Consider the following 26632-nt stretch of genomic DNA (forward strand, 5'->3'; position numbering starts at 1 on the left):
TTGTTTTTATGCGGCATTTTCGGCTTCAACGCCGGTTGCAAGCACGACGATGTCATGTTCCGTCATACGGTCGCCTGTCACCTCACCGGCAACCCGCCCCTCCCGCATCACGACGATGCGGTCGCAGATACCGATCAGTTCCGGCATTTCCGACGAAACGACGATGATTGATTTCCCGTCATCGGCCAGATTGGCGATGAACTGATAAATCTGCTCCTTTGTGCCGACATCGATGCCACGTGTCGGTTCATCAATGATGACGATGGACGGATCGAGCATCATCATCTTGGCAAGCAAAAGCTTCTGCTGGTTCCCCCCCGAAAGCTGACCTGCCAGAATGTCCTTGCGGCCCGTGCGAATATCGAACTCGCGGATCGCATCATCGAGTGCAGTGCGTTCCCGGTTGCGATCAATCTGCAAACCGCTCACGAATTTCTTCAATGAAGCTAGCGTGAGATTGACGCCCAGGTCCTTGGACAGAAGCAGCCCTTTGCCCTTCCGATCCTCACTGAGATAAACAATTCCCGCCTTCTGGCTTTCATGCGCATTGCGGAAATGAACCGGCTTGCCATTGTGGCGCGCGTCCCCCTTGCCGGGACGCAGGCCTACGATTCCTTCCATCAACTCCGTGCGTCCGGCGCCGACCAGACCGGCAAAGCCGAGTATCTCGCCCCGGTTGAGATGGAAGCTCGCATTTTGCACGTAGCCGGGTACGCTGAAGTTATCGACTTCGAGAATGGCAGCGTTGTCATGCTGGCTTGCGCGGTCAGGATAAAGCTTTGAAACGTCACGACCGACCATCAGGCGGGCCATGTCGGACGGCTGTAATTCCGAAGACAGATGTGCTGAAACAAGCTTGCCGTCGCGAAGCACGGTCACGCGATCGGATATTTCCTTCACTTCCGGCAGGCGGTGCGAGATATAAAGAACAGCGACGCCCTTTGCGCGAATGTCGCGAATGACTTTCAGCAGCGCTTCCGTCTCAAACGGTGTCAGCGAAGCGGTCGGTTCGTCAAAAATCACCACACGATGCGGCACCAGCAGCACGCGGGCGATCTGGACCAGCTGGCGCTGCGCAATCGACAGGGAGCCGACAACCGCATCCGGATCGATATCTGCGCCCAGATCATGAATGGCCTTGCGCGCACCTTCGCGCATCGATTTATCATCGACAACCAGTCCACGGTTAAGCTCGCGACCAAGATAGATGTTCTGCGCGACGGTCAGATCGGGTGCGAGGAGAATTTCCTGATGCACCAGCACAATGCCCTGCGCTTCGGCCTCCACCGGCCCCGAGAAAGTAACCGGCTTGCCGTCGATGCGGATTTCTCCGCTCGTAGGACGCTCATTGCCTGCAAGCAACTTCATCAGCGTCGATTTCCCGGCTCCATTCTCGCCGATGATCGCATGGACTTCGCCGCCGAAAATGCGCAAATCGATATTTTTCAGAACCTGAACAGGACCGAATGATTTGGAAAGCGACACAGCTTCCAACAGTGCTGGCCCGTCATCTTTATCTGGCGCACTCATGCGCAACCGCCCACAGCGAACTGCCGCATTTTTTGCGTCTTTAATATGCTCTTTGCCGATAGTTCTGGCTGCACGTGAACTCCTCCCAAAGCGTCACGATAAAAAGCTTAGCTTTCGTTTTGAGGTACGTAAAGCAAAATATGCACTCCAAGGTGTTATCAAACCGGAGGAGCCCTGACCTTACGAGGCTTCTGCCGTTAAACAGAAAGGTTCCGATCAATCATCCTGATGGATCGGTTCATCGACAAATGTACCGCCCTGATAGACCGCGAGTGCTGAATCCGGCGCTGGTCGCGGCGTTGTCTTCTCCAGCTCGACCCGGAAACGTTCCGCATTGTCCTTGGGGTGCCAGCCGAGAAAACGGGCATGGCTGTTGTTCCACCACGCCGAATCGTTGTTCGAAACACCCCAGATAACGGGACATCCCAGCATCGGCGCCCGGAAAACACACTCAATCAGACCGGCGAAATCGTCATACGACATCCAGGTCGAAAGCATGCGATGATTGCGCGGCTCCTCAAAACAGGAGCCGATGCGAACGATTGCCGTCTCCTGACCGAACTTGTCATGATACATGCTGGCAATGGACTCACCGAAGCATTTTGAAATGCCGTAAAGACCGTCTGGACGTGTGGGCGCCTTTGCGTCGATATATTCGTCCTGTCTATAGAAACCGATCGTATGGTTTGAGCTGGCAAAAATGATACGCGGATGGCCATGCGCCCGCGCAGCTTCATACAGATTGTACATCCCGACGATATTTGCGTTGAGTATTTTGCCGAAAGACGCCTCGGTCGAAATACCACCGAGATGCAGAATACCGTCGCAACCTTCGACAAGACGCATGACTGCATCTAAATCGCCGAGGTCGCATTGAACCAACTCTTCATTGAGTTTGGCTTTGCCGAGATCGGCAACGTCGGACAGGCGCAGCAGCTCGGCTTTGCCGGCCAGTTTATCTCGCATTACGCGCCCGAGTCCGCCCGCAGCACCGGTAATCAGAAGTCTTTTCACGAAAATCTCCAATCGGACGGGATAGGGCAAAATTCGACCGTTCAGCTTGTGGGCGTCAGAGCCCTCGTGAACGGTTATCTTAAGGATGGAAAAGCAGCGTCCCCTCCCAGGTACGTCGCCGCGACAACCATCATACATGTCCAAAAGTGACGGTCAACGCCGACACAGCCAGCAAACTATCGCTTCCGGCGACGGAACGGACATGATTACTGATCCGGCAACAGGCTAGTCAGATTATCGATGAGCGGCGACCGGTTGTTCTTCATCGAAACCAGCCCCAGCCGAGCCAGAAGCGGCTCGCCTTCGATTGGACGGTAAGTCACTCCGGCCAGCTTGATCTGGGCAATGGCAGCGGGAACAATCGAAACGCCAAGATCGGCGGCGACCAGGTTTACGACCGACGGCATCTGCGGTGCTTCCTGCGCGACGATCATTTCAAAGCCTGCATTTCGGCAAGCCTCAACCACATCGTCGTAAAGGCTAAGCCCCACAATGCGCGGGAAAAGCACGAATGCCTCATTTGCCAGAGCTGAAATCGGCAGCTTGGGATGGACGGCAAGCGGATGATGGCTCGGCAGGGCGATCAGCATCGGCTCATCAGCCAGCCGTTTCATGCGCACATCCTTGGGGTTTTCCAAACCGGGTCGGATGAAGGCGGCGTCCACTTCCCCCCTGACCAGCTTTTCCATCAGAAGATGGCTGTTCATCTCCGTCAGGGTCAGCCGGACATCGGGCCATCTGGCGCGAAATTTACGGATCGTGCCGCTGACGACCGGATTGAAGGCAGACGAAGCGGTAAAGCCCAATGCCAGCCTGCCGGTTTCTCCCCGTGCCGCGCCTTGCGCTGCGAGCTTCGCCTTCTCGGCGGCAGCAAGAGAAGCCTTCGCTTCACCGAGGAATGCCGTTCCTGCTGCGGTCAGTTCGGCTCCATGCGGCACGCGATGAAATAGCGCAACACCGATCTCGTTTTCGAGGTCGCGTATCTGCTGGCTGAGCGGTGGCTGGCCGATACCGAGCTTCGCAGCCGCGCGTGTAAAATTGCCCTCTTCGGCCACGGCCAGAAAATAACGCAGATGACGCAGTTCCATCGCCATATCCAAAAGCTATTACAATCGTCACTTCCATATATTGGACAAATGAAACATCTTTGACTAGATCAAAAAGCGGGAGGATTTGAAAAGGCAAAGTCATGTCACGCCTCGCAGAACGCAGCCTCGACAGCGTCAGAACACCGGAAAGCCAGCTCAAGCTCGTTTCAGCTCCCACGGCAACCGAACAGAAAAATTATCTCGTCAAGGGCACGCCGGCATTCCGCAATGCGAGCATCGCGCTGTTCCTGTCCGGCTTTGCGACCTTCTCCCTGCTTTACTGCGTCCAGCCGCTGATGCCGCTTTTCGCGCATGATTTTAACATCACGCCTGCAGCCAGCTCCTTGTCGCTTTCTGTTTCGACAGGCTTTCTAGCCTTTGCAATTTTCTGTGCCGCAGCTGTATCCGAACGCTTCGGACGCAGGACACTGATGTTCGCCTCGCTTCTCGGCTCCGCACTCTGCACAATAGCCAGTGCATTGGTGCCGGACTGGCATATGCTGCTCGTCATTCGCGCCCTGCAGGGCCTGCTGCTTGGCGGCGTGCCTGCGGTCGCCATGACCTATCTGGCAGAAGAAATCGACCCGCGTGGCCTTGGCGCGTCAATGGGACTTTATATTGCTGGCAATGCATTCGGCGGCATGGCGGGCCGTGTCATCGCCGGAACGCTCGCAGAGTATTTCTCCTGGCGTGTCGGCCTGGCAGGTATGGGCCTGCTGGGACTAGCCGCATCCATTGGTTTCCTCCTCCTGCTGCCCGCCTCGCAGAACTTCGTCTCGCGTCCCGGCTTCAATGCACGGTTTCACCTCGGCGCGTGGATCGGTCACATCCGCAACCCGGCCTTGCCACTGCTCTTTGCTATTGGCTTTCTCGTGATGGGTTCGTTCGTCACCATCTATAACTATATCGGTTTCCGCCTCGTGACGGCGCCTTATAGCCTCAGCCAGACAGCGCTCGGCGCCATTTTCACGGTCTATCTGTTCGGCATTGCAGCTTCATGGCTTGCTGGCAGAATGGGCGACAGGCTCGGCTATTTCACCGTGCTTCCCATCGGGCTTGCCATACAGGCTGCGGGCTGTCTTCTGACCCTCTTTGCACCGCTGCCTGTCATCATTGTGGGTATCATCCTCGTGACAGTCGGCTTCTTCGTCAGCCATTCGGTCGCCAGCGCTCTGGTCGGTCGGCTGGCACTCCACACAAAGGGACATGCGTCATCGCTCTATCTGCTCGCCTACTATCTCGGCTCCAGTGTTGCCGGTGCAGCAGGCGGCTATTTCTGGGTTGCGGATGGATGGTCTGCGGTTGCCGAATTCACCTTTGTCATGCTTGCCATTGCGTTCGCAGCGGCACTGGGTGCAGCCCGCCTGTCAAGCCGGAACTGAGATTGGACAAAAAGATAAAATTTTATGTTACCATCTTCATTCCAGCGCGTTCATGCGGCTCGGAAGGAGAATGATTGCATGCAAATTGTCGATGCTCTGGTCAAAAGATGCGGCAAGGAAAATTCCTATCAGGTAGAATTCATCGGTGAAGATGGCGAAACTGTTTGCGTATCCTTCCGCCACGATTCCGAGGAAGAGTTGAGCCACCACGACGCCATTGCGAGCGCGCTTGCCAAGATGGCGCCGCTCACAGCTTATGGTGCAGCGTTCATCAGCATCCTGTCGGCCAACAAGTTGAACACGGCCGCCACAGCGGCCTGATAAGTTCCAATAGGAAAGCCCTGCGCTCCAGCTGGAGCGCAGGGCTTTTTGTGTCTCTTGATCTGCCTTTTTGAACCGCTTTGGGATTGATATCCTTCTGAAAATTGCCTAGCTGCTTGACAGGAGCGAAGCAATTGACGGAGGTTCGGACATGAGCGAATTGGCCGACTGGCTATCGGACACACATCCGGTCACACGAAAGAATGCGGCTGAAGTTGTATTCGACGATATTCGCTCGGCCATCACATCCGGTCGCCTTGCCGTGGGCACCCGCCTGCCCTCTGAAACTCAACTCGCTGGCCGGTTCGGTGTCAGCCGCCCAATCGTGCGCGAGGCGCTGCGGTCACTACAGACACTGGGCCTCACCCAGACCCGAACAGGTAGTGGCACCTACGTCCTGAATGCTTCCCCCGCGAGCGAACTGAGTTATGGCGGCTATTCCGCGCGTGATCTGATCGAGGCACGCCCGTTCATCGAAGTGCCGGCGGCAGGTTGGGCAGCTTTACGACGCAGCGCCGAACAACTCGCCAACCTGCTTGAACTTTGCGACAAGATGGACCGCCAGACGGACCCACAGAAATGGGAATTGCTCGATTCCGAATTTCACTGCGCGATTGCCGAGGCTTCCGGAAACAAGGTCTTCTCCAAGATTGTCGCTGATGCCCGCGAGGCGCTGATCCAGCAATCTGAACTCGTCAACCTGATGTCTGGCCGCCGCGAAGCTTCGAATGTCGAACATCGCCTGATTGTCGAAGCTATTGAGGCGGGATCGGAAACTGATGCCCGCGCTGCGATGGAAGCGCATCTGAGCAAAGTCAAGACTGCTGTAACGACGATCATCGGCAAGGATGAGGTCTGACACCACAATTGCAGGACCACCGCTTTACACAGGATTCGCGCAGATTATTCATGCCAATCTGGCTTGGTGCGGCATTTTCATGCCAGATAAGCACATGCCGGTAACACTTTATTCCTGCTGATTTTTTCCCTGCCAGCCTATTTCGGAAATGCATGCGATGCTTCTCATTTGAAGCCGAATACTTGACGCGCGTTCTGCGATATGCGTTAAAACCGGCTTCAAAATCTGTCATGCAGCTTTACAGAATACCCATCAAATAGGGATGAATTCCATACCCTCATTGAATGACCGGCGGCGCGCCCTAATTGGCCTTTCACGCCGAACGGTCGCCTGTCGAAACCGCGCTCTCAGGGAGGAGCAATGCCGATCGAAACCATGAAGGCCACCCCGGCCGAACGCGAAGTGTTCATTGAAGAGGACCGTGGTTATCACAAAGCCCTGAAACCGCGTCAGATCCAGATGATCGCCATCGGCGGCGCAATCGGAACCGGGCTCTTTCTCGGTGCAGGCGGACGCCTCGCAATGGCAGGTCCGGCCCTGGTCTTCGTCTATGCCCTCTGCGGATTCTTTGCCTTTCTGGTGCTGCGTGCACTGGGCGAGCTCATCATGCATCGCCCCAGCTCCGGTTCCTTCGTCTCCTATGCCCGCGAATTCTACGGTGAAAAACTGGCGTTCGTGGCAGGCTGGATGTACTGGCTCAACTGGGCCATGACGTCGGTCGCGGACGTAACGGCTGTCGCGCTCTATATGAATTTCTTCAAGCACTATGTGCCGTGGCTGCAAGGCATTGACCAATGGGTGTTCGCACTGACGGCCCTTGTCATCGTGTTGTCGATGAACCTTCTGTCGGTGAAAGTGTTTGGCGAGCTGGAATTCTGGTTCAGTCTTGTCAAGGTCATTGCGCTCGTGACCTTTCTGGTTGTCGGCATTTACTTCGTTGTCTCCGGCACGCCGATTGACGGTCATTCGGCTGGCTTCAGCATCATCACGGATAGCGGAGGCCTTTTCCCGAACGGCATATTGCCTGCATTCATCATCATACAGGGTGTGGTTTTCGCTTATGCATCCATCGAGTTGCTGGGCACCACAGCGGGAGAAACCGAAGACCCGCGCAAGGTCATGCCCCGCGCAATCCGCACCGTGGTCTTCCGCCTTCTCGTCTTTTATGTAGGTTCTGTTCTGCTGCTCTCGCTGCTTCTTCCCTACACAGCCTATTCTGCTGGCGAGAGCCCGTTTGTGACCTTCTTCGGCAAGATCGGCGTCGAAGGTGCGGATATCATCATGAACCTCGTCGTCCTGACTGCGGTTCTGTCGTCGCTGAATGCCGGGCTTTATTCCACCGGGCGCATCCTGCACTCCATGGCCATTTCCGGCTCGGCACCAGCCTCGCTGGCCAAAATGAACAAGAACGGCGTTCCCTATATGGGCATCGCGGTTACCGCTGTCGTCACTGTCATCGGTGTTGTTCTCAATGCTGTCGTGCCTGCGGCAGCTTTTGAAATCGCGCTTAATCTCTCCGCACTCGGCATCATCACGGCATGGGGTGTTATCGTCCTTTGTCAGCTGAAACTTTGGCACCTTGCGCGTCGCGGCGAAATCGTGCGCCCGGATTTCCGCATGTTCGGTGCACCTTACACCGGCATCCTCACACTCGCATTCCTGCTTGGCGTGCTTGTCCTGATGGCGCTCGACTATCCAGTCGGCACATGGACGATTGCTTCACTGGCAATCATCGGCCCTGCCCTCATCCTCGGCTGGTATATGATGCGTGAACGCATCCATCGACTTGCTACCGAACGTGCTGTAGACGCCAGCATTCCCGGTAAGTGAGAGGATTCGGAAATATGACGCTTGCAAAGCCTTCCATAGCGGTGATCGCCACTGGCGGCACCATCGCCAGCAAGCGTGGGAAAGACGGAGCAAGCACACCGGTCCTGTCCGGTGAGGATCTGCTGGAATTCGTACCGGGCCTTGAAGCGGAGCTTCGCCCGGTCGACCTGATGGCGAAGGATTCTGCAAGCCTCACCCTTTCCGACATGCAGCGCATCAGCGATGCCGTCGGTTCCTGCCTCAAGGATGGCGACGTCGACGGCATCGTCGTCCTGCACGGAACGGATGCCATGGAAGAAACGGCGCTGCTGGTGCATCTGCAGCGCCGCATCAGCAAACCCGTGATTTTCACCGGAGCACAGTTTACCGCCGACCACCCGCAGGCGGATGGGCCGGAAAATCTCGCCACCGCCATTCGGCTTGCCTGCGATCCGGCCAATGCCGACAAAGGCGTCCTTATTGCCTTCGGTGGACGGATCGTACCGGCTTGGGGGGCATACAAGTTCAGCAGCGACAGCGCCGACGCCTTCCGCTCTGCACGTATGATCCCTATCCAGAGCCCGACGCTTCCCGCTCCTGTCGGTGACCGCCGGATCGACACGATTGCCATTTATCCCGGCTGCGATGCCCTCCACATAGAGGCGAGCATTGCAGCCGGTGCCAGCGGCATCGTTCTTGCAGCGCTCGGTTCGGGCAATACCACACCCTGCGTTGTCGAAGCTGTCCGCGAATGCTCGCGCCGCAATATTCCCGTTGCAGTTTCAAGCCGCGTACCGGAAGGCCTATTGACACCCGGCTATGGCGGCGGCGGCGGCGGATATGATCTTGGCGAAGCCGGAGCCATTCACGCACATACGCTTCGCCCGGGTCAGGCGCGCATCCTGCTTGCCGCATTGATCGCGAGTGGCAGCTCAAAGGATGCGATGGTTCACGCTTTCAGCGACGACCGATAAGCAGGTCAGCCCGGAAACTGGCGGTAGCATTCCTCCGCCACCTGCCGCAGCCGTTCGCGCGAAATCTCGCCGCTTACTGCATAACCAAGATCGTTGTCGATCCAGTAGAAAGTTTCGACACCATCGTTTGAAGCAAAACGGAAGCTCGTATCGCGGTTATCCGGATTGCGACCGACGATCACCGAAAGCCGTTTTCCTGCCTCGTCCTCATACATGAAGAAGGCGCCCGCCTTGCCGTCAACCGGCAACAGGCGCCCACCGACAAGCTGAAAACCCAACGAGCGGAGATCGGGAACACGAAGGTCGGGTATGTCGAGCCGTTTGCCAAGCCATGTCGCAAGATGCGCCTCTTCGTTGGAAAAGACCTCAACCGGATGCCGTACTTCGCTGGCATAGATGAGATATGCCGCCTGCGACTGCTGTGGCAGAGTCTGCACGCTCGCCAATTGCGGCTCGGCTTCCGCAAACAGGCGCGCACCTGCAAAGCCGCCTGCGGCGCCGATCAACAAGGCCGCCAGAACCGCTGCGGCAACAGTGCTACGATAGGTTCGCAACTGGCGGATCCCCGCTGAGCGGATCATTCCGGGATCGTCGTTCTTTGCCTCGGCATAACCGGAAAAGAGTTGCCTGATACCTTCGTTCTGTCTGCGCCATTCGGCAGCCAGCGCCGCCTGCTCGGGGTTGCTTTCAAGAAGCCCGGCAATGCGCGCATGTTCTGCTTCGGACAATTGCCCGTCGACAAAGCCGAGCAGTTCCGCTTCGGTTATGGGAGAATTGCGTTCTGTCATCGGTTTCTCCGAAGCGTTACAATATTCGAGCCGCTCATATGTTCGGCAACGCGATGTCTTGCCCGTGAAAGCCGCGACATGACCGTTCCGACAGGTATGCCCAGCATTTCCGCCGCCTCGCCATAGCTGTAGCCTTCGACGACGATGAGCATCAGCACCGCGCGGTTATCGTCCGGCAAGGTGTTGATCGCCTCTTCAAGCTGCTGCAGCTGGAACGGATCCGTCTCCGTCGCAGCGACACTGACATTTTCCGCGACATCCAGCGTTTCATGTCGGGTCCGGGCGCGGCTTTTGTAGCCATTGCGATAGAGGTTGGTCATCATCGTGAGTATCCACCCACGCAGATTGAGGCCACGCCACTGGCCGCGCCGCGACAACGCCTTCGCCACGCAATCCTGCAAAAGGTCCTCGCCTTCGGCATCGGACTTGGCAAGGCTGCGCGAGTAACGCCGCATGACCGGCAGGAGGGCCAGAAGCTGGCCCTCGAAACTTTCGGGAGCGGGATGGCTCACATCGGCCTCATGGCTTTGCTGCGTGCCAGACTCCATTAACGCCGTCTCCGGTGACATCGCCGGGCTTCTTGTCCTTCACCCAGTAATAGAGCGGCATTCCGTCTTTCGCCCATTGCTCGCTGCCATCCTTGCGCTTGACCAGCGTATATGCGCCGGAAGCCTTTGCTCCCTTCATCGCCATGAAGGGCGGCCAGTTCTTCGCGCAAGTATCATAGCAGCTGGATTCACCCTTGCTATCCTTGTCGAAAGTGTAGAGCGTCATATCCTTGGCGCCTGCCAGCACCTGCCCCTTCGAGCTTTCCATCGTCTTGACGGATGGCGCGGCCAGCGCGGCTGACGCCGCCACGGTAGCGATTGCCAGTACGGACATAAAACCAAACGTTTTCATGATCTGCCTCACGGGGTTCCAATCGCGACATGCGATATGGAGATAAGACAATCGACGACCGCGATTTATTCCCGAAGCCGCAAATATTTTTCCGTTCCTGCATCTGAGTGCCATCAAACCCATTGATTAGCAGGTTCTAAACATTATATATAGCTACACATATAATAGATAGCTATACAATGTCTCAGTCAAAACATGATCTCGAAGCGGCTTTCACGATGGAGCTTTCCACGGCCGCGCGCAAAATGCGTAACCTGTTCGATTCCCGCGTCCGGGAACGCGGGCTGACGCTGGCACGTGCCCGCGTACTCCTGCTTCTCGCCCAGCAGCGCGACTGGAATCAGCGCGAGCTGGCAGATGCTCTGGAAATCGAGCACCCTTCCGTGGTGCGCCTTCTGGATGGGCTTGAAAAGCAGGGGTTGATCTATCGCGCCGCGGTTGAAAGCGATCGCCGCGCGAAACGTATCGAGCTGACGGGTGAAGCGCAGGCGCAGGTGCGCGAGTTGCAGGAAATCACCCGCAACATCCGGTCGGAGCTCTTGCAGAAGTTCGATCAGAAGGCACTTGAAACCGCCCTTACTGTTCTTCAGGAAATCAGCCAAACGGTGGAAACGACACTCGCGGGGAAAGACCGCTAGAACCATGTCGGAAGAAGACAAAGATCAGCAAGGACAACAGGCTTCCCCGGCAAGCCAACCGGCTGCAACGCCTGCCGTTCCGCATATGCCGGTTTACATGTCCGCTATCTACATCGCCGCGTCTGTCCTCATGTGGTCGACGCGCGGTCTCAGCATGTATTTCATCTCGGCCAACACGCAGCAGATACAGGGATCACTCGGCGCAACGCTGACGGAAACCTCGTGGCTTATCGCAGCCTATATGGCTCCCTATGCCAGCCTGACGATCCTTCTCATCAAGATACGCACCCAGTTCGGTCTGCGCCGCTTTGCGGAAATCGCGATTGCCGTTTTCCTGATTTCTTCCCTGCTGCATCTGCTTGTCTATGATATCTGGTCGGCGGTCCCGATCCGCTTCATTGCGGGCGCTGCTGCGGCGCCGATCTCGACCATCGGCTTTCTTTACATGCTCGAAGCCTTTCCGCCCGCCAAGAAAATGACTTGGGGCCTCAGCCTCGCGCTCACCTGTTCGGCTGCGGCAGGCCCACTGGCGCGTGTCATCTCACCGCTACTTTTCGATATCGGCCAATGGCAGCAGCTCTATATGGTCGAAATCGGCCTGTCGCTCGCAGCCTTCGCCGTCGTCTATATCCTGCCGATGACACAAGCGCCGCGTGCAAAAGTGTTGCACTGGCTGGATTTCGTCGCTTACGGACTGATTGCCATCGGCTTTGGGCTTCTCGCGGTCGTACTGGTTCAGGGCAAGAACTATTGGTGGTTCGAAGCCCCCTGGATCGGCATATGTCTGGCGATCTCAATCGCTGTTCTTGCCTGCGCTGCCGCAATCGAACTCAACCGCGAGCAGCCGCTGATGAACCTGCATTGGCTGTTCCAACCGGAAATCCTGCGCTTCACGCTGATCCTCTTCATATTCCGCATCGTGCTTGCCGAGCAGACAACCGGTGCGGTCGGCCTCTTTCAGGCATTCGGCCTGCAGGACGGCCAGAGCCGTGGCCTTTATCTCGTCATTCTCGCTGCATCCTTGGCGGGGGGCATTACCTGCGGCATGTGGATGAAGCTTGAACGCGTATCGTTCATCTTCGGGCTGGCGCTGGTCTTCATCGCGGTCGGTGCCTTTCTGGACAGCCATGCCACAAACCTGACCCGCCCGCACAACGCCTATCTCAGTCAGGGCCTGATAGCCTTCGGCGGCGCTCTGTTCCTGCCCCCGGCCATGCTTGCGGGCATCACCAAGGCGCTGAAACAAGGACCGACCTACATGACGAGTTTCATCGTCATCTTCCTGTTCACGCAGAACATCGGCGGTCTTATCGGCTCTGCCGTGTTCAGCACATTCATCGCGATCCGCGAAAAGTATCATTCCGCCTATCTGGTGGAGCAACTGGTCATGTCCAACCCCGTTGTCGCCCAGCGCGTTCAGGCGCTCTCCGGCACCTATGCAAAGGTTCTGGCTGATCAGGGACTGACGAAGGCCGAAGGGCTGGCGCTTCTCGGACAACAGGTCACCAAGGAAGCGACGGTGCTGTCCTATAACGATGCTTTTCTCGCAATCTCCGTCATTGCGGGCCTCTCGCTCGTTTGCCTGATCGCCTATCGCTTCTATGAAAACATGCACACCCACCATAACGCTACTGTGGCTGGTTAAATCGACGAGTATTTGAAAATGTCAGTTGGAAAACAGTATATTCGCGGTGGTCTCGCCCTCATCATCGGCCTTGCAGGCGTTCTGATGGTGCTGTGGGCGTGGCAGTTGCCGCCTTTCAAACACACCGTCGAGACAACCGATAACGCCTATGTCCGTGGACAGGTGACGGTTATCAGTCCGCAGGTCGCCGGTTATGTCACCAAGGTCAATGTCAACGACTATCAAACAGTAAAACAGGGCGACCTACTGTTTGAGATCGACAGCCGCAGCTATCAGCAAAAGCTGGATCAGGCGCTGGCCGCACTCAACAGCAAGAAGGCAGCCCTGGCCAATTCAGAACAGAGCCAGCGTTCGGCTGAAGCGACGATCCAGTCGCGGCAGGCACAGATTTCCGGCGCCAAGGCAGCACTTGAGGTGGCCGAAGCCAATGCAAAGCGCGTCGAGGCTTTGCTGCCGCGCGGTGTGACCACGCAAAGTTCTGCCGATACGGCTCACGGAACCCTGCTTCAGGCGCAGGCCTCCGTCGAGGAAGCTCAGGCAGCGCTGGCCGTCGCACAACAGGACCTGCAGTCCATCATCGTCAATCGCGACAGCCTCAATGCCGATATCGCCAATGCGGAAGCAACCGTTGAACTGGCGCGGATCGATCTGCAGAACACCCATATCATTGCACCACGTGACGGCACGCTCGGCGAAGTGGGCGTGCGCCTCGGTCAATATGTGACAGCGGGAACGCAGCTCGTCTCCGTCGTACCAAAGATCAAATGGGTAATGGCGAATTTCAAGGAAACTCAGCTCTACGGCATGAAGATTGGCCAGCCGGTCACTTTCACCGTCGATGCGCTGCGTCATGCCGAGCTGAAGGGGCACATCGAAGCCTTCGCGCCTGCTGCCGGTTCCGAATTCAGCGTCATCAAATCCGACAATGCGACCGGCAACTTCACCAAGATCACGCAGCGCCTTTCCGTTCGCATCGCCATCAATGAAGATCAACCGGATGCGGCACGTCTAGTGCCCGGCATGTCGGTGGTCGTCCGTGTCGACACAAATGCAGAGCCAGTTGCAAACTAAAACAACCGCAACTTACGGGCATGAAACGCCTCGGCGTAGGTTTCAGGCGCGCGGCATTCCATGCCGCGTAGCCGGGCAAGCCCGCGAAAAGTTTCCGCGTCGAACCAGTCCTTCGAGCGCTGCGTGCCGAAGTGTTTCATCAACAGGTCGATCTTACGATCCATGATCACAGCCGGTAGCGCCGAATAGGCGTTGGGCTGGCCCAGATCGCCATCCCATTTCGGGATTTCATATTCAAGGATCACCTGATCCCGAAACAGGTTCCATGTCAGCTCGTTGACCGTGCGGTGGTCCTGATGCGCATCGCCATGGCGATGAGTAAAGACCATATCCGGCTGCCCTCGCCCGCGCTGTTCGATCAACCATTGTTTGATCTCACGGCTTTGCGCCGGGAAATAACTATCCTCGAACGAGGCAAGATGAATGTTGAAACTGTCTATCCCGCGCAGAAAATCGCGCGCGGAAGCCTCTGCCTCCGCGCGCCTTTCTTCATTTCCCGACAAAACACACCACTCCACATGCAATGGCGTGCCGCTCTCGATCAGGCTCAGAAGCGTGCCGCCGCAACCGATTTCGATATCGTCGGAATGCGCGCCCAGACAAAGCAACTGCAGCGGACGGCTCTGATTTGCGAGCGAGCGCAGATCGATCATAGCGCTATCGCGACATTGGTAGCGCGTCGTTCGGCCTCTTCCGCCTTGTGCCTCTTCCAGGGCATGTCGCCCTTTTCGACCATGTCCTCAAGCGTCTGCCAATCGCGCAGCGTATCCATCGAGCGCCAGAAGCCCTCATATTTATAGGCCATCAGCTGGTTTTCGGCGATCAGACGGCCGAATGGTTCAAGCACCAGTTCCTCGCCTTCGCGCATATAGTCGAAGATTTCCTTGCGGAAGAGGAAGTAACCGCCATTGATCCAGATATCGGAGGTGTTCGAAGTCCGGAAAGCCCGCACGTCGCCGCCTTCGGCAATATCTGCAAGGTGATAGGTCAGCGGCGGGCGGACGGCGAGGAAACAGGCAATCTTGCCGCTGGCACGGAAACGTTCCGCCATATCGTCGAGATCGACATCACTGAGCCCGTCACTGTAATTGGCAAGGAACATATCCTCATTCGCCACATGCGACCGCGCACTCCAGAGCCTCTCGCCGATATTGCGCCAGATCCCCGTATCGAGCAGCGTCACGCTCCAGTCACGATCCACTTCCTCAAGCAATTGCACATTGCGCCCGCCATCGGAAACCACACAGTCCGCGAAGGTCTGCGGGCGGATCGTCAGGAAGAAATCCTTCACGACATTGGCCTTGTAGCCTAGGCACAGAACGAACTCGTTGTGCCCGTAGTCGCTGTAATATTCCATAACGTGATGCAGGATCGGCTGATGGCCGAGCGGGATCATCGGCTTCGGGATGTTCTCCGAATATTCGCGGATTCTGGTTCCAAGACCGCCGCAGAACAGAACGACTTTCATGACTTACCGCTCCTCTGTGAGTAGTGCCGGGTCAATCAACGTGACGTGTGGGATCGGAATGATGAACTTTGCACCCCATTCGACCACGTGCTGCATCTGCCGGATGATCTCGTCCTTGAAGTTCCACGGCAGGATGAGGATGTAATCGGGCCGGTATTTGTCGATCGCCGACACATCGTAGATCGGAATGTGCATGCCTGGCGTGAAACGCCCGTGCTTATAGGGGTTGCGATCGACCGTGAAATCCAGGAAATCCGTGCCAATGCCGCAATAGTTCAGAAGCGTATTGCCCTTGCCCGGCGCGCCATAACCGCAGATGCGCTTGCCGGCATTCTTGGCTGCAATCAGGAAGGACAGGAGATCGCGCTTGGTGCGCCGGGTCTTTTCGGCAAACTGCTCATAGGTCGAAATCTCGTTGAGGCCGAAACTCTCTTCGCGCTTCAGAAGGGCGGCCACACGCGGTCCTGCCTTCCGCTTGCTGCTGTTATGCGCAAGATACACCCGGAGCGATCCGCCATGGGTTGACAGTTCCTCCACGTCGATGACCTTCAGGTGATGGCGGTGCGCCATGTACCGGATCGTCAGCAACGAGAAATACGAGAAATGCTCGTGATAGATCGTGTCAAACTGGTTTTGTTCGATAAGATTGGCGAGATGCGGAAACTCCAGCGTAATCACGCCTTCCGGCTTCAGCAACAGCTGCAGACCGCGCACAAAGTCATTGAGATCAGGGACTTGCGCCAGAACGTTGTTACCGATCAGGAGGTCGGCCTTGCGTCCTGTGCCGACCAGTTCGGCAGCGAGCGTCGAACCAAAGAAATCCACGCGCGTCGGCACGCCCTTGGCAATGGCCGTTTCTGCCACATTGGCCGCCGGTTCGATGCCGAGGATCGGGATGCCCTTCGGCAGGAAATGCTGCAGGAGATAACCGTCATTGCTGGCGATCTCGACCACGAAGCTGTTTTCGTTCAGTCCCAGCCGCTCGGTTATCTCGTCGCAATAGGTCTTCGCATGGCTGACCCAGCTGGTGGCGAAAGACGAGAAATAGGCATATTCAGTGAAAATCTCGGCAGGCGAGAAATACTCCTTCAACTGCACCAGATAACAATGATCGCAGACAAGCGCGTAGAGCGGGTAGTAAGGCTCCATGCGGTCGAGGCGATCCGCCGTAATGAAGCTTTCGCAAGGCGGCGACATCCCAAGATCAACAAAGGTGTGTTTGAGTAGTTTACCGCACAGGCGACAGCCGGTCTGCTCTTGCGCCATGCTCGTGCTCCGCGAAATATCCGGCGTCTGGATGGTCATACGTCGTTCCTCGCCTCAACGAACCTTCGGACTGGTCCGTTACGGGTTGATGGGGTTGAACTCCGATCCACGTCGGATAATCAAAACTACTAAGCGGCCTAAAAATTGCCGAGACTGTCATCAGGGGCGAGCCGTACATACGATCGGGCGCAACATTCACCGGACGGACTACGAGGAGTAGGTACCCGATCTTCACCCTATGGCGACGTGGGCGTAGGCGCCTACCTCATTCGGACAGGTTGGCCTCGCCCGGAAGGCTATTTGGATGCATCGAAGAAACTTCTATCGCCCGATAATCCCGCTGTCAGAATGCGCATGTATGGAAATCGGAGCAAAACATGCGTTTCACTTCGCTCAACATCGATGGCGCCTGGTCTATCGAGCCGGAAAGGCTTGAGGACGAGCGCGGCTGGTTCGCGCGGGTCTATTGCGAAGCCGCCTTCGCGGAGCGACAGATGGAAACACATTTTCCGCAGCACAGCCTGTCTTTCTCACGCGAAGAAGGAACGCTGCGCGGCCTTCACTACCAGAACGAGCCACATTCGGAGACCAAACTCGTCACCTGCCTGCAGGGCGTCATCTGGGATGTTCTGGTCGATCTGCGCCCGCATTCACCCACCTACAGGCGCTGGGCCGGCGTGGAACTATCCGCCGAAAACGGCGTCCAGCTCTACATCCCCGAAGGCTGCGCACATGGCTTCCAGACCCTGACATCTGACGTCCTCGTGCGCTACATGATCTCGAAGCCCTATGCACCTGATTATGCGACAGGCTTACGCTATGACGACCCGTCGCTCGGCATACCATGGCCGAACAGGCCCAGCGTCATTTCCGATAAGGATCTGGCCTGGCCGCTGCTTTAGCTCTCCACCAACAAGCCTACATCGCGGAGCCGGTCTGCGGCATCGGCAAGGGTTGCGAATGGCAGTTTCGCACGCTCTGCCATATCGAGAATGGAGTGCTCGCCATCCGCCAGATTGAGCACCCACAGCAGCGCCATGGCGTTTTGCGCGGCGCGACTGTCTCCACCCATGTTTCCATAAAGGCCACGCCGCCCGAGCTGCGGCTCCCCCTTTGGCGACGTGTTCAGCGGAAGCCAGTTTCGCTCAGCAATTTCAACAGCCTGCAAGACCATGTTGAACGATTGCTCAAGATAGTCCGGTTTGATGAAATCGAGATTGTCGGCTGATGTGTGATATTCCGGAAAGGTGCCATAAAGACTGCGCTGGAACATACCGACTGGCAAGTTGAATCCCGGCGAACAGAACTGGCGCTCGTCATAGCCATATGGCCAGAAATCATGAAGCGTCGCATTGGTGCAACCGGCAAGGACATGGCCCATAATGCGATCAATCTCCGCATCACCGCGACGACTGCGCTTGTAATTCGGCCCACCAGCATCGCCGACGCAAGACAGGACCAGCCCGTGCCGGACCAGCCCCAGTTGCTCTTCATTCTGCTTTAGCCATGCAAGAGCGCCGAAAGTCGCCGGGCCGAAAAGCAGCCGGTAGGTCAGGCGCGTGCGCCGTGATTGCAGCACTTCGCCAAGACGCGCCAGCAGCGCCAGCCCAGAGCAATTGTCATTGGCCAGCGACGGGTGGCAAAGATGTGCCGACAGGATGAACGTCTCGTCGGTTTCCCCCCGGTGAATGAACTCGCCGAAGGTCAGAAAACCGTCGCGGCGCTCCGCATCAATCACGACGTCATAGTCGCCGTCCTGCATCGACAGAAACCCGTTATGCGTCATGCAGAAGCCCCAGCCCTCCGCATGGTAACAGGTGCGATAGGGAATGAGGTCCGGCTGGTCGGGCAGTGTATGAATATGCTCCTTCAGCGCGTTGAGCGGCATTCGCACCCGCACAGGCACGCTGAAATTCACCACATGCAGATTATGCCGGGCAAAATCGACGATGCGATTGCCGTTCATGTCCGCGATATAGGCCTCATGGATGATCCATTCCTGCGGCGCTTTCCAATCATAAAGCAGAGTGCCCGTTGGAACCTGATGAACCGTCAGCGGCAGATGTTCCCCGATGATGGCAAGCGTTTCGCGCGCGCCATCACCGGCGAGACTGCGGCAGACTGGATAGAGGCGGGCAGCAAGATCGTAGATGGCCATCCCGTTCGACAATGGCGGAATGGCAATTTCAACGCCCTTGTGCCCGGCCCCCGTATCCATCACGCCGTTGCCCGAAGCGGTTGCGGTTCATCGTCAGCGCGCCGCAGATCGGCATCCAAGACCCCTTCCGCAATCAGCTTGCGAATATGCGCGATGCGCTGGAAGCGCGGGCCCTCAAACTCCTCAAGTGTCAGCGTCGAGCGGCTATAGGCGGCAAGCAGTTCGCGCGTGCCAGCAACGGCATCCCATTCCGGTTTTGCCTCTGGCAGCACCCGCGCCAGCTTTTCAAAACTGACGCGATAGGAACGTGTATCCGGTCCGGCATCATCCGCATATTCGATACGGCAATCGGGAACATTCTCGGCGACGATGCCCGCAATGTCGCGGATGCGGTAGTTATGCTCCGTCGAACCGACATTGAAAGCTTCGTTCCAGACTTTTTCGCGCGGTGCTTCCATAGCCGCCATGAAGGCGCGGGAAATATCGCGGATATGCACGATGGGTCGCCAGGGCGTGCCATCCGATTTGAGATAGATCAGCCCCTTCGTCACCGCCCATGCCACGAGATTGTTGAGCACGATGTCGAAGCGCAGGAACGGCGAAACACCATAAGCCGTTGCTGGACGCAGATAGACCGGGCAGAAGCTTGAATCTGCCAGTTCCCGGATCTCCTGTTCCGCCCGCACCTTGGACCGGCCATAGGCCGTTACCGGTTTCAACTCTCCAGTTTCGTCGATCAAATCAGCATCGCTGATGCCGTAATTGCTACAGGATGATGCAAACAGAAAACGCCCGACACCTGCCCGTTTGGCCGCTTTCGCCACGGCGACACTTGCCCGGTGATTGATGTCGTAGGTCAATTCCTCATTGAGATTACCCAGCGGATCATTGGAGAGTGCGGCTAGATGAATGACCGCGTCAAACCCCTCCAGATCGCGCGGCGACACATCGCGCACGTCCTTTCGGATGGTCGGCACGTTCATAACGGCACCGCCTTCTTCAAAGAGGCAATGTTCGTAAAGGCCGATGTCATAGCCGGACACTTCATGCCCCGCATTCATGAGGACCGGTACCATGACCGATCCGATATAGCCCTGATTGCCCGTAACCAGTACTTTCATGTCCGACTCCTCAAGCTTTGATAAATGCATGTTAGTCAGAGAGGACAGGAGCGACGACTTGACCGAAGGCATGCCCGATTAGGACAAGCGTTTATGAAAAGCGTGAAAGGACGTATCGCCTACCTCTTTTGGATGGGTCGCAGACGCTCGTTGCTGCCGATCAGCAGAAGCCAATCGGTTCCGCCGCCGGAATTTTGCACCTGCTTTGGCGTGTAGGTGGCAATCGGCCCCTCCACCCTCGGCTGGCCTGCATCGGCAAACTTGCCGGAAACAGGGTCATACCAGACGGCCTTCCGGCCATCTTTCACGACATTTTTCTGTACCTTGAAATCGTTGGCGTCCCCGTAAACCACCGACAAAGTGCCATCAGGCAGCGATACGGCATAGCTTTTCGCGCTGACCAGAACAGCTCCTTCGCCATCTGGTTTAAGTTGCGGCCAGGGCAGTTTGTCGAAGAGCCTCTTCAACGCCGTCATCGACTGCGCGCCTGGGCTGTCGAGCGCTTCCTGCCAGCTGCGATCAGCAGTGAAAACACCCGGCCCGGTAAAATGCCAGATGGGATTATTGCCAAAGAACTGTCCGGCAGCACCGGCAAGCAAAGCACCATAGGCGTTGCGCCGGATCATTTGCGCGGTCGTCTCCCGCTCGAACTCATAGCCCCCCTCCAGCAAAATGACGGGCATTTTGTTCGGTTTGCGCCGCTCGGAAACCGTGGCATGCACATCGTCATAGGTATAAACCGTATCGAAACTCAGCCAGGACTGATCGGCCCAGAGTTCCGCCGTACTCGTCTTGCGGCCAGAGTGCACCGTCTGGAGGGCGTCTGGATCAACGCGCGCTATACCCTCAGCCATTTCAGAGACAAGCCGCTGATCCGGCGCATTAAAATCACCGCCCAAGACCCAGACTATATTATGAAATTCCTTAAATCGTTGGGCGATCGCCTCGCCATAGACGCGCATTTTCTGGGGACCGGCAACCTCAGCCTTCGAGAACCAACCCTGACTGTTACCGTTCACGCCCAGATAGGCGGGAGCCAGAAAAACAACTATCCCCAATTGCTCCGCCCGCCCGATCACCCAAGCGGCGTGGTCAAAATATTTCGGGTTGAGATCGCCAAAGGCATCGCCCTTGAACGGTTTTTCACCATAGGCATTGGCGGGTGGATCACGGGAGAAATAGTGTTCGACAAGATTGACCAGAATGGCGTTGAAACCGCGCTTCCGGCGATCCTGCAGATAGATCTCGACATCCTCGCGCGTCAGTTCGGCGATCAGCGACCAGGCAGTATCGCCCTGCAGCAAAAACGGTTTACCCGTCGCATCCTCGAAAATGCGCCGATCCTGGCTGATCTTGATCGGGAACGAAGCAGCTGCATTGGACGATCCTGCTGCCATTAACAGCAGGATCGTGGCGATAATGGCGACTACAAAACGCTTCATCGCATCGTCGGCGGATAGGTCGGCGCTTCATTGAAGCGGCGATAGACCACCTGTGAAGGACGTCCGGTCAGATAAGAGCTTACACCGTCGTTCAACGCCCGGACGTAAACGTCGAGCGCACCGTCGATGGCATCCACCGTGCGCGCAATGTCGGTGTCACTGTGCGTATAGCTCACCACCAGCGATGGCATCAGAACGCCGCGCCGGATTGTCTCCTGAAGGAACAATGTGCGAAATTCCTGCGACGGCTGCCCTTGCTCGTCGAGCGTTCCATAGGCAAGGCAGCACGGACGCCCGAACAGGCGAACATGGTTCTGCAGGCCGTGACTGGCAATCGTTGCATTCACACCCTCTGCCAGTTTGGAACCTTGCTCATAGAGCCTTTCGATCACCGGTTCGTCGCGATAGATCGTCATCGTGGCAATCGCCGCAGCCATGGCATGGGTTTCAGCGCCATGGGTGGTCGAAAGCAGGAACACACGTGGATGGTCGGTCTGGGTCAGACCACCAAGCTGCATATATTCCGCCTTACCTGCCAGCGCCGATATTGCAAAACCGTTGCCCAGCGCCTTGCCGAAACAGGACAGGTCCGGCTCGACATCATAAAGCTTCTGCGCGCCGCGCATATGCCAGCGGAAGCCGGTAATCATCTCGTCCAGAATGAACAAGGCTCCGTTTTCATGGGCGATGCGCTTTGCTTCCTGCAGGAAGTTGTTTTGCGGCTCGTCAGCCTTTGCAGGTTCGAGGATAATGGCCGCGATACGCCCCGGATAATCCTCAAACAGGGCTTCAACGCTTGCAATATCGTTGTAACGGAAAGTTGCCGTCAAAGCCGAAACCGAAGCTGGAATGCCTGCATTCATCTTCGTCGTTCCAATGAACCAGTCATCGGTCGAGAAAAATGGATGATCGGCACAACAGGCAATCATGTCACGTCCGGTATAGGCACGCGCCAATCGCACCGCGCCGGAGGTCGCATCCGAACCGTCCTTGCAGAATTTCACCATCTCGGCGCTGTCGATCAGCTCCAGAAAACTTTCCGCGCATTCGACTTCGATGGCACTTGGGCGCGTAAAATTACATCCGTCCTGCAAGGCGTCGCGCACGGCGCGCACGACGGGCGGGTAGGCATGGCCAAGCCCGACCGCACGATTGCCCATGCCATATTCGATATATTCATGGCCATCGACGTCGAAGACATGCGAACCGGACCCGCGCTGGATGAACCCGGGCGCGAGTACCGGATACTGGTCGTCACCCTTGGCATAGGTGTGACAGCCGCCCGGAATGAGCGCGTGCGCCTTGCTGGCGAGCAACTGAGAATTGCGGAACTGCGATGTGAAAAGGTTCATGCCCCTTCTCCTTTCTTATTCACAGATCATGCTGCCGACCATCTCGTATGCAGGCGCTCGCGCACCTGACGCAGCCAGTTCTTTACCGGTTTTGGCAAGCGACTGCGCAAACTGGAATGAAGTGCGTTCGGCATCGACCATTGCGAAAGCGCCAGTGGTGGCGCAATGGCTGGGCGATCCTCCGCGAGATGTTCGAGAAGACCGGCATAGGCTCGACCAGCAATATCGTTGTCGAAGACCGTTTCCACTTTCTGCTGGGCGGCGGCTGCCATGCCGGCAAGTAGCTCTCGGTCGCGTGCAAGCCGGTTTATATGACGCGCAGCCTGACGGAAATCGCCGACGGGAAACAAGAGCCCGTCCTCGCCATCGGTGACAATCGTATCGGTCACACCAGCGATCTTCGAGACGACCGCCGGGCATCCCTGACTCATCGCTTCAATGAGCGTCAGACCGAAACCTTCAAAGCGTGACGGCATGATCATGACGTCATGCTGGTTCACCAGCCAGGGAACATCGGCAGGCGCAACCCAGCCACTAAAACTAACCTTGTCACCGAAAGGCGCAAGACGATGCCGCAGCTGTTCCAGGTCGGGACCATTACCGGCGACCGTCAGGTGATAGGAGCAATCGAGCTCGCGCAGAATATTCGGCAGCCAGAAAATGCCCTTCGAGTTGTCTTCCATCCGCCCCAGATAAAGCAGGCGAAGCGGGCCGGACTCATCCGGCTTTTGAACATTGCGCGACAAGTGAATGTCCCGGTTCAGTCCATGCGGGATGACAAGCGTGCGCGACGCATCGAAACCATGCTGGCGCACGAGATCGTCACGGCAGCGTTTTGAAACGCCGACAGTTGCGTGAACATGATCACGGATTGCCCGCGCCGCCGCGTAGGTGCCGGGTGTGATATTGTGCACGATCATGATGCGCAGAATATCGGCGGGCAGATAGCGCGCCAGATTGGTTTCGAAACGGTTCGCAAGAACATTGACGAAAACGGCGTCGAAATGGTTTTCGCGCAGGAAGCTGATCATATGCCTTGCGCGAGTTTCTTCATCCAGCACACCCATGCGGTCGATGGCATCCCCCTTGCGAAGCGCATCATCAAGCCCCTGCCCTGTCGGCACATTGACCGTATCGCCAGCAGCGCCTGCAGCAAGCCAGCGAAGCTCTATGCCCGACTGGGCAAGCGAGGCGCGCAGACGCGTGAAAACCGAATAGGTCCCGCCTATGTGAGGACGGACAAAGTAAGCACATTTCATGGCCAGAACCTTGTTGCCACAGAAACACCTCAGGGGAGACAAGACTTCGAGGGAACAACTCCCTCGAAGCCTTACTCCGGTATATCGGGGGGCAATGGATATACCGCTGGCCAGTGTATCGAAATTGCTCTGCCACGCATTTCGGCTATGAGGGGTACACCCCATCCTACAATAGAGTATGGTGTTCACCCTTCTGCCAGTTTTCCTGCAGGTCGGTCTGGCCTAAGCTTGTCGGTGCAGCGGGAGACACGCGCATGAGAATAGGACTTTTCGGGCAGTTTGGTTCCGGCAATACCGGCAATGACGGTTCGCTGGAAGCCATGTTGCAACTCTTGAAGCGTAACTGTCCCGACGCACAGCTTGTCTGCATCTGCTCCAAACCCGATATCGTTGCGCAGACATTCGATCTTTCGGCTCATCCGGTCTCCCAGCCCGATCCATCCAACTGGCTGCTCCGGGCAGCCAACAAAGCGATGCTGCATTTTCCCCGACGAACAGTTGGTTTCAGTTGCGCGCTTCTGCTTGTTTCTCAGCTCGATCTCATCATTGTGCCGGGTACGGGCATACTGGATGATTTCAACGAGAACCCCTTTGGCTGGCCTTTTGCAGTACTGCGTTGGTCGCTGGCGGCCAGACTGACCGGCACGCGCATGATCTTCGTGTCGATCGGCGCCGGACCGGTCGATCATCGATGGAGCAGGTTCTTCATCCGTCAGGCTGCAATGCTGGCGTCTTTTCGTTCCTATAGAGATCAGATCTCTCATGACTTCATGAAACAGCTGGGCGTAAAACCCGCTCAGGATTTCGTCAGTGCTGATATCGCCTTTGCATTGCCAACGGTTCCAGATCAGAACCGGGATAGCCCGGAACAATGTGTGGGCATCGGCGTGATGACTTATCGCGGGTGGAAAAAGATGGAGAAGGATGGCGATGCCATCTACAGGGACTATGTCTCCAAAGTGACGACACTGGTGAACAGGCTTCTGGCCAGCGGGCGTCAGGTGCGTCTGCTGATCGGAGACAAGGGCGACATAGAGGCGGCCCGCGATATACTGGCGCAGCTCGCTCCGGCGGAAGCGAACAAAGTCGCATTTGAACCATCCGCTTCCCTGCACGAACTCATGCAGCAGATCGCCAGAACCGACGTCGTTATCGCAAGCCGCTACCATAACATCGTCTGCGCGCTGGCCATGGGACGCCCCACAATCTCCATGGCTTATGCGAGCAAAAACGACGCTTTGTTGCACGATACCGGACTGGCGGCATTCTGCCACCGGATTGACAGTTTTGATCCTGAAACAATCCTCTCCCAAGTCGACTTTGCTTTCGAGCATCGAACGATTTTGACCACGCAGGTGAAAGCCGGTGTGGAGCGCTATCGCAGCCGGCTGGCACGACAGGAAGAGCTTCTTCACACCACATTTCTCGACAATGTCAGGAGTACGGCTGATCCAGCCATTCAGTCACTACGACCGAACTAGTACGTGTTTGGAAATGCCCTATCTTTTTGTTTTTACACACACCTTGATCCGAAAATCGTTTCGGATTTCTCGGGATGCGTTCTAGGCGCCACGTCCGCTTCGCCACGCGGAACGCTTCAACAGATAGTCGAAGGGTGGCATGACAGCGAGCAAGGGCTCCCGCTTCAGCGCGAATGCCATCAGCGAACCCGCCACTTTCGGCCTCCGCGCCAGATTGGAGATCGCTGACCAATAAGCCCGTTTGGTAAGGCAATCCTGAACCATTGCAAACAGACGGTGTTGATGCGGCAAGCTGGCGCCTTCATGATCGAAGAAGGACCGGAATCCCGCCTCGAACTCGCGGTTCCAGGACAGAATACCATTCACCGTCGCCGACCGGTTCTGGGGATGCGACCGCGCAAAAGCCTGTATCTGGCCGGTAGAGGCGACGGAACCGCGTGTGGCAATGCGAAGCCACATTTCGAGATCGTCAGTATGGGAAAGCGACGTGCGGTAATATCCCATCTGTTTCTGGATCGCAGTCCTCACAACCGCAGTCGGACCTGTAACCGGGTTAAACGCATGCCGGCAGGCAAACTCAATGAATTCTTCCCCGGACCATATCCGCCACTCGTCCGAAGCGGGGGACGTGGCACCCGTCACACGAGCTTCACCATCGTCGGCTTTTATCCGGCCCGTCGCGCCATGCGCGAGATGAACGTCGTCGCGTTGCGACAACATTCTTGTCGCCCTCTCCAGAGCCCCTCTCGCCAGCAGATCATCCGAACACAGGATCAGGAAATATTCCGATGCGGCCCAGTCTATGCCCTCGTTGAACGAAGCATGCGGCCCCAGATTTTTCTGACGGAGCAGCAGCTGGACGCGGCTGTCGTCGGCCGCAAGGCTCTTTGCAACCTCGACGCTATTATCTGTCGAGGCATTGTCGATGATGAGCAGACGGACATTGACGCCTGATTGTTGCAAGACGCTGTTGGCGCAGGCGGAAAGATAGCGACCATAGTTGAAGTTGGGAATAACAACGTCGATTGTCGGCTGTTCCAATTTGCATTTGTCCATGACAGGCCGT

At 56.9% G+C, this 26632-nt stretch carries 25 protein-coding genes; 10 read left to right on the forward strand and 15 right to left on the reverse strand.

Annotated features, from left to right (window positions below; genetic code table 11):
* Positions 1-6: 6 nt before the first annotated feature.
* The 3 genes from ABDF71_RS15695 to ABDF71_RS15705 all read right to left on the reverse strand — a co-directional run bounded on the left by ABDF71_RS15695 (position 7) and on the right by ABDF71_RS15705 (position 3632).
* Positions 7-1530 (reverse strand): sugar ABC transporter ATP-binding protein, encoded by a 1524-nt coding sequence (locus tag ABDF71_RS15695; RefSeq protein WP_151663598.1) that lies wholly within the window; start codon positions 1528-1530, stop codon positions 7-9.
* Positions 1531-1746: 216 nt separating this feature from the next.
* Positions 1747-2544 (reverse strand): NAD-dependent epimerase/dehydratase family protein, encoded by a 798-nt coding sequence (locus ABDF71_RS15700; protein WP_151663597.1) that lies wholly within the window; start codon positions 2542-2544, stop codon positions 1747-1749.
* A gap of 206 nt (positions 2545-2750) precedes the next feature.
* On the reverse strand, positions 2751-3632 hold the full coding sequence (locus tag ABDF71_RS15705; protein WP_036586663.1) for a LysR family transcriptional regulator: 882 nt from the start codon (positions 3630-3632) through the stop codon (positions 2751-2753).
* 101 nt (positions 3633-3733) lie between these two features.
* Here ABDF71_RS15705 and ABDF71_RS15710 point away from each other — a divergent pair, with 101 nt between their 5' ends.
* The 5 genes from ABDF71_RS15710 to ABDF71_RS15730 all read left to right on the forward strand — a co-directional run bounded on the left by ABDF71_RS15710 (position 3734) and on the right by ABDF71_RS15730 (position 8977).
* Positions 3734-5014: an MFS transporter gene (locus ABDF71_RS15710; protein ID WP_151663596.1), complete on the forward strand. Its 1281-nt coding sequence runs from the start codon at positions 3734-3736 to the stop codon at positions 5012-5014.
* A gap of 78 nt (positions 5015-5092) precedes the next feature.
* Positions 5093-5335 carry a hypothetical protein gene (locus ABDF71_RS15715; RefSeq protein WP_010658600.1) on the forward strand — a complete coding sequence of 81 codons (243 nt, stop codon included), beginning with the start codon at positions 5093-5095 and terminating at the stop codon, positions 5333-5335.
* A 151-nt stretch (positions 5336-5486) separates the two neighbouring features.
* Positions 5487-6194, forward strand: a complete 708-nt coding sequence (locus tag ABDF71_RS15720) for a FadR/GntR family transcriptional regulator (protein ID WP_151663595.1) — start codon at positions 5487-5489, stop codon at positions 6192-6194.
* A 360-nt stretch (positions 6195-6554) separates the two neighbouring features.
* A complete protein-coding gene (locus ABDF71_RS15725) occupies positions 6555-8024 on the forward strand; it encodes an amino acid permease (protein WP_010658598.1) in 1470 nt (489 codons plus the stop codon).
* Positions 8025-8038: 14 nt separating this feature from the next.
* Entirely contained in the window at positions 8039-8977 is a 939-nt protein-coding gene (locus tag ABDF71_RS15730; RefSeq protein ID WP_010658597.1) for an asparaginase, read from the forward strand.
* A 5-nt stretch (positions 8978-8982) separates the two neighbouring features.
* Here the strand turns inward: ABDF71_RS15730 and ABDF71_RS15735 are convergent, their stop codons facing one another.
* The 3 genes from ABDF71_RS15735 to ABDF71_RS15745 are packed head-to-tail and all read right to left on the reverse strand — an operon-like array spanning position 8983 to position 10665.
* A complete protein-coding gene (locus ABDF71_RS15735; RefSeq protein ID WP_029927678.1) occupies positions 8983-9765 on the reverse strand; it encodes an anti-sigma factor family protein in 783 nt (260 codons plus the stop codon).
* On the reverse strand, positions 9762-10313 hold the full coding sequence (locus ABDF71_RS15740; protein WP_151663594.1) for a sigma-70 family RNA polymerase sigma factor: 552 nt from the start codon (positions 10311-10313) through the stop codon (positions 9762-9764). Before ABDF71_RS15740 ends, ABDF71_RS15735 begins: the two co-directional genes overlap by 4 nt.
* Positions 10285-10665 (reverse strand): COG4315 family predicted lipoprotein, encoded by a 381-nt coding sequence (locus ABDF71_RS15745; protein ID WP_012092824.1) that lies wholly within the window; start codon positions 10663-10665, stop codon positions 10285-10287. The genes ABDF71_RS15740 and ABDF71_RS15745 overlap by 29 nt, the downstream gene beginning before the upstream one ends.
* A 179-nt stretch (positions 10666-10844) precedes the next feature.
* Between ABDF71_RS15745 and ABDF71_RS15750 the strand changes: the two genes are divergently transcribed.
* The 3 genes from ABDF71_RS15750 to ABDF71_RS15760 are packed head-to-tail and all read left to right on the forward strand — an operon-like array spanning position 10845 to position 14019.
* The gene (locus ABDF71_RS15750) at positions 10845-11303 is read left to right on the forward strand and encodes a MarR family winged helix-turn-helix transcriptional regulator (RefSeq protein WP_036586511.1); all 459 of its coding nucleotides are present in this window, start codon (positions 10845-10847) and stop codon (positions 11301-11303) included.
* Positions 11304-11307: 4 nt separating this feature from the next.
* On the forward strand, positions 11308-12948 hold the full coding sequence (locus ABDF71_RS15755; protein WP_151663593.1) for an MFS transporter: 1641 nt from the start codon (positions 11308-11310) through the stop codon (positions 12946-12948).
* A gap of 18 nt (positions 12949-12966) precedes the next feature.
* Positions 12967-14019 (forward strand): HlyD family secretion protein, encoded by a 1053-nt coding sequence (locus ABDF71_RS15760; protein ID WP_029927685.1) that lies wholly within the window; start codon positions 12967-12969, stop codon positions 14017-14019.
* Here ABDF71_RS15760 and ABDF71_RS15765 read toward each other — a convergent pair.
* Genes ABDF71_RS15765 through ABDF71_RS15775 form a run of 3 tightly spaced genes read right to left on the reverse strand, consistent with a single transcriptional unit; the run spans position 14016 to position 16792 of the window.
* Positions 14016-14672 (reverse strand): PIG-L deacetylase family protein, encoded by a 657-nt coding sequence (locus ABDF71_RS15765; protein WP_258124373.1) that lies wholly within the window; start codon positions 14670-14672, stop codon positions 14016-14018. The two genes, ABDF71_RS15760 and ABDF71_RS15765, sit on opposite strands and share 4 nt — an antisense overlap.
* Complete coding sequence (locus ABDF71_RS15770; RefSeq protein WP_500061679.1) at positions 14669-15487, reverse strand: sugar phosphate nucleotidyltransferase; 819 nt, start codon at positions 15485-15487, stop codon at positions 14669-14671. Before ABDF71_RS15770 ends, ABDF71_RS15765 begins: the two co-directional genes overlap by 4 nt.
* A 3-nt stretch (positions 15488-15490) precedes the next feature.
* Positions 15491-16792, reverse strand: a complete 1302-nt coding sequence (locus ABDF71_RS15775; RefSeq protein ID WP_010658588.1) for a class I SAM-dependent methyltransferase — start codon at positions 16790-16792, stop codon at positions 15491-15493.
* 338 nt (positions 16793-17130) lie between these two features.
* On the opposite strand from ABDF71_RS15775, the gene rfbC reads away from it, so the two are divergent.
* Positions 17131-17655, forward strand: a complete 525-nt coding sequence (rfbC, locus tag ABDF71_RS15780; protein ID WP_010658587.1) for a dTDP-4-dehydrorhamnose 3,5-epimerase — start codon at positions 17131-17133, stop codon at positions 17653-17655.
* On the opposite strand, the gene ABDF71_RS15785 is transcribed toward rfbC, so the two are convergent.
* From ABDF71_RS15785 to ABDF71_RS15805, 5 genes are all read right to left on the reverse strand, one after another.
* A complete protein-coding gene (locus ABDF71_RS15785; RefSeq protein WP_258124430.1) occupies positions 17652-18971 on the reverse strand; it encodes a DUF4910 domain-containing protein in 1320 nt (439 codons plus the stop codon). The two genes, rfbC and ABDF71_RS15785, sit on opposite strands and share 4 nt — an antisense overlap.
* The gene (locus ABDF71_RS15790) at positions 18971-20032 is read right to left on the reverse strand and encodes an NAD-dependent epimerase/dehydratase family protein (RefSeq protein ID WP_012092816.1); all 1062 of its coding nucleotides are present in this window, start codon (positions 20030-20032) and stop codon (positions 18971-18973) included. Before ABDF71_RS15790 ends, ABDF71_RS15785 begins: the two co-directional genes overlap by 1 nt.
* A 119-nt stretch (positions 20033-20151) precedes the next feature.
* Positions 20152-21474, reverse strand: coding sequence for a glycoside hydrolase family 140 protein (locus ABDF71_RS15795; RefSeq protein ID WP_258124374.1), 1323 nt, complete (start codon positions 21472-21474; stop codon positions 20152-20154).
* On the reverse strand, positions 21471-22826 hold the full coding sequence (locus ABDF71_RS15800) for a glutamate-1-semialdehyde 2,1-aminomutase (RefSeq protein WP_258124375.1): 1356 nt from the start codon (positions 22824-22826) through the stop codon (positions 21471-21473). The genes ABDF71_RS15795 and ABDF71_RS15800 overlap by 4 nt, the downstream gene beginning before the upstream one ends.
* 26 nt (positions 22827-22852) lie before the next feature.
* Positions 22853-24085: a glycosyltransferase family 4 protein gene (locus ABDF71_RS15805; protein WP_010658582.1), complete on the reverse strand. Its 1233-nt coding sequence runs from the start codon at positions 24083-24085 to the stop codon at positions 22853-22855.
* Between the two features lie 254 nt (positions 24086-24339).
* On the opposite strand from ABDF71_RS15805, the gene ABDF71_RS15810 reads away from it, so the two are divergent.
* On the forward strand, positions 24340-25566 hold the full coding sequence (locus tag ABDF71_RS15810) for a polysaccharide pyruvyl transferase family protein (protein ID WP_258124376.1): 1227 nt from the start codon (positions 24340-24342) through the stop codon (positions 25564-25566).
* A gap of 81 nt (positions 25567-25647) precedes the next feature.
* Here ABDF71_RS15810 and ABDF71_RS15815 read toward each other — a convergent pair whose 3' ends face one another.
* Positions 25648-26622, reverse strand: coding sequence for a glycosyltransferase family 2 protein (locus tag ABDF71_RS15815; protein WP_258124377.1), 975 nt, complete (start codon positions 26620-26622; stop codon positions 25648-25650).
* Between the last annotated feature and the right edge of the window lie 10 nt (positions 26623-26632).

The organism is Ochrobactrum sp. WV_118_8 (assembly GCF_039631535.1).
In the GTDB taxonomy this organism is placed as follows: Bacteria; Pseudomonadota; Alphaproteobacteria; order Rhizobiales; family Rhizobiaceae; genus Brucella; species Brucella anthropi.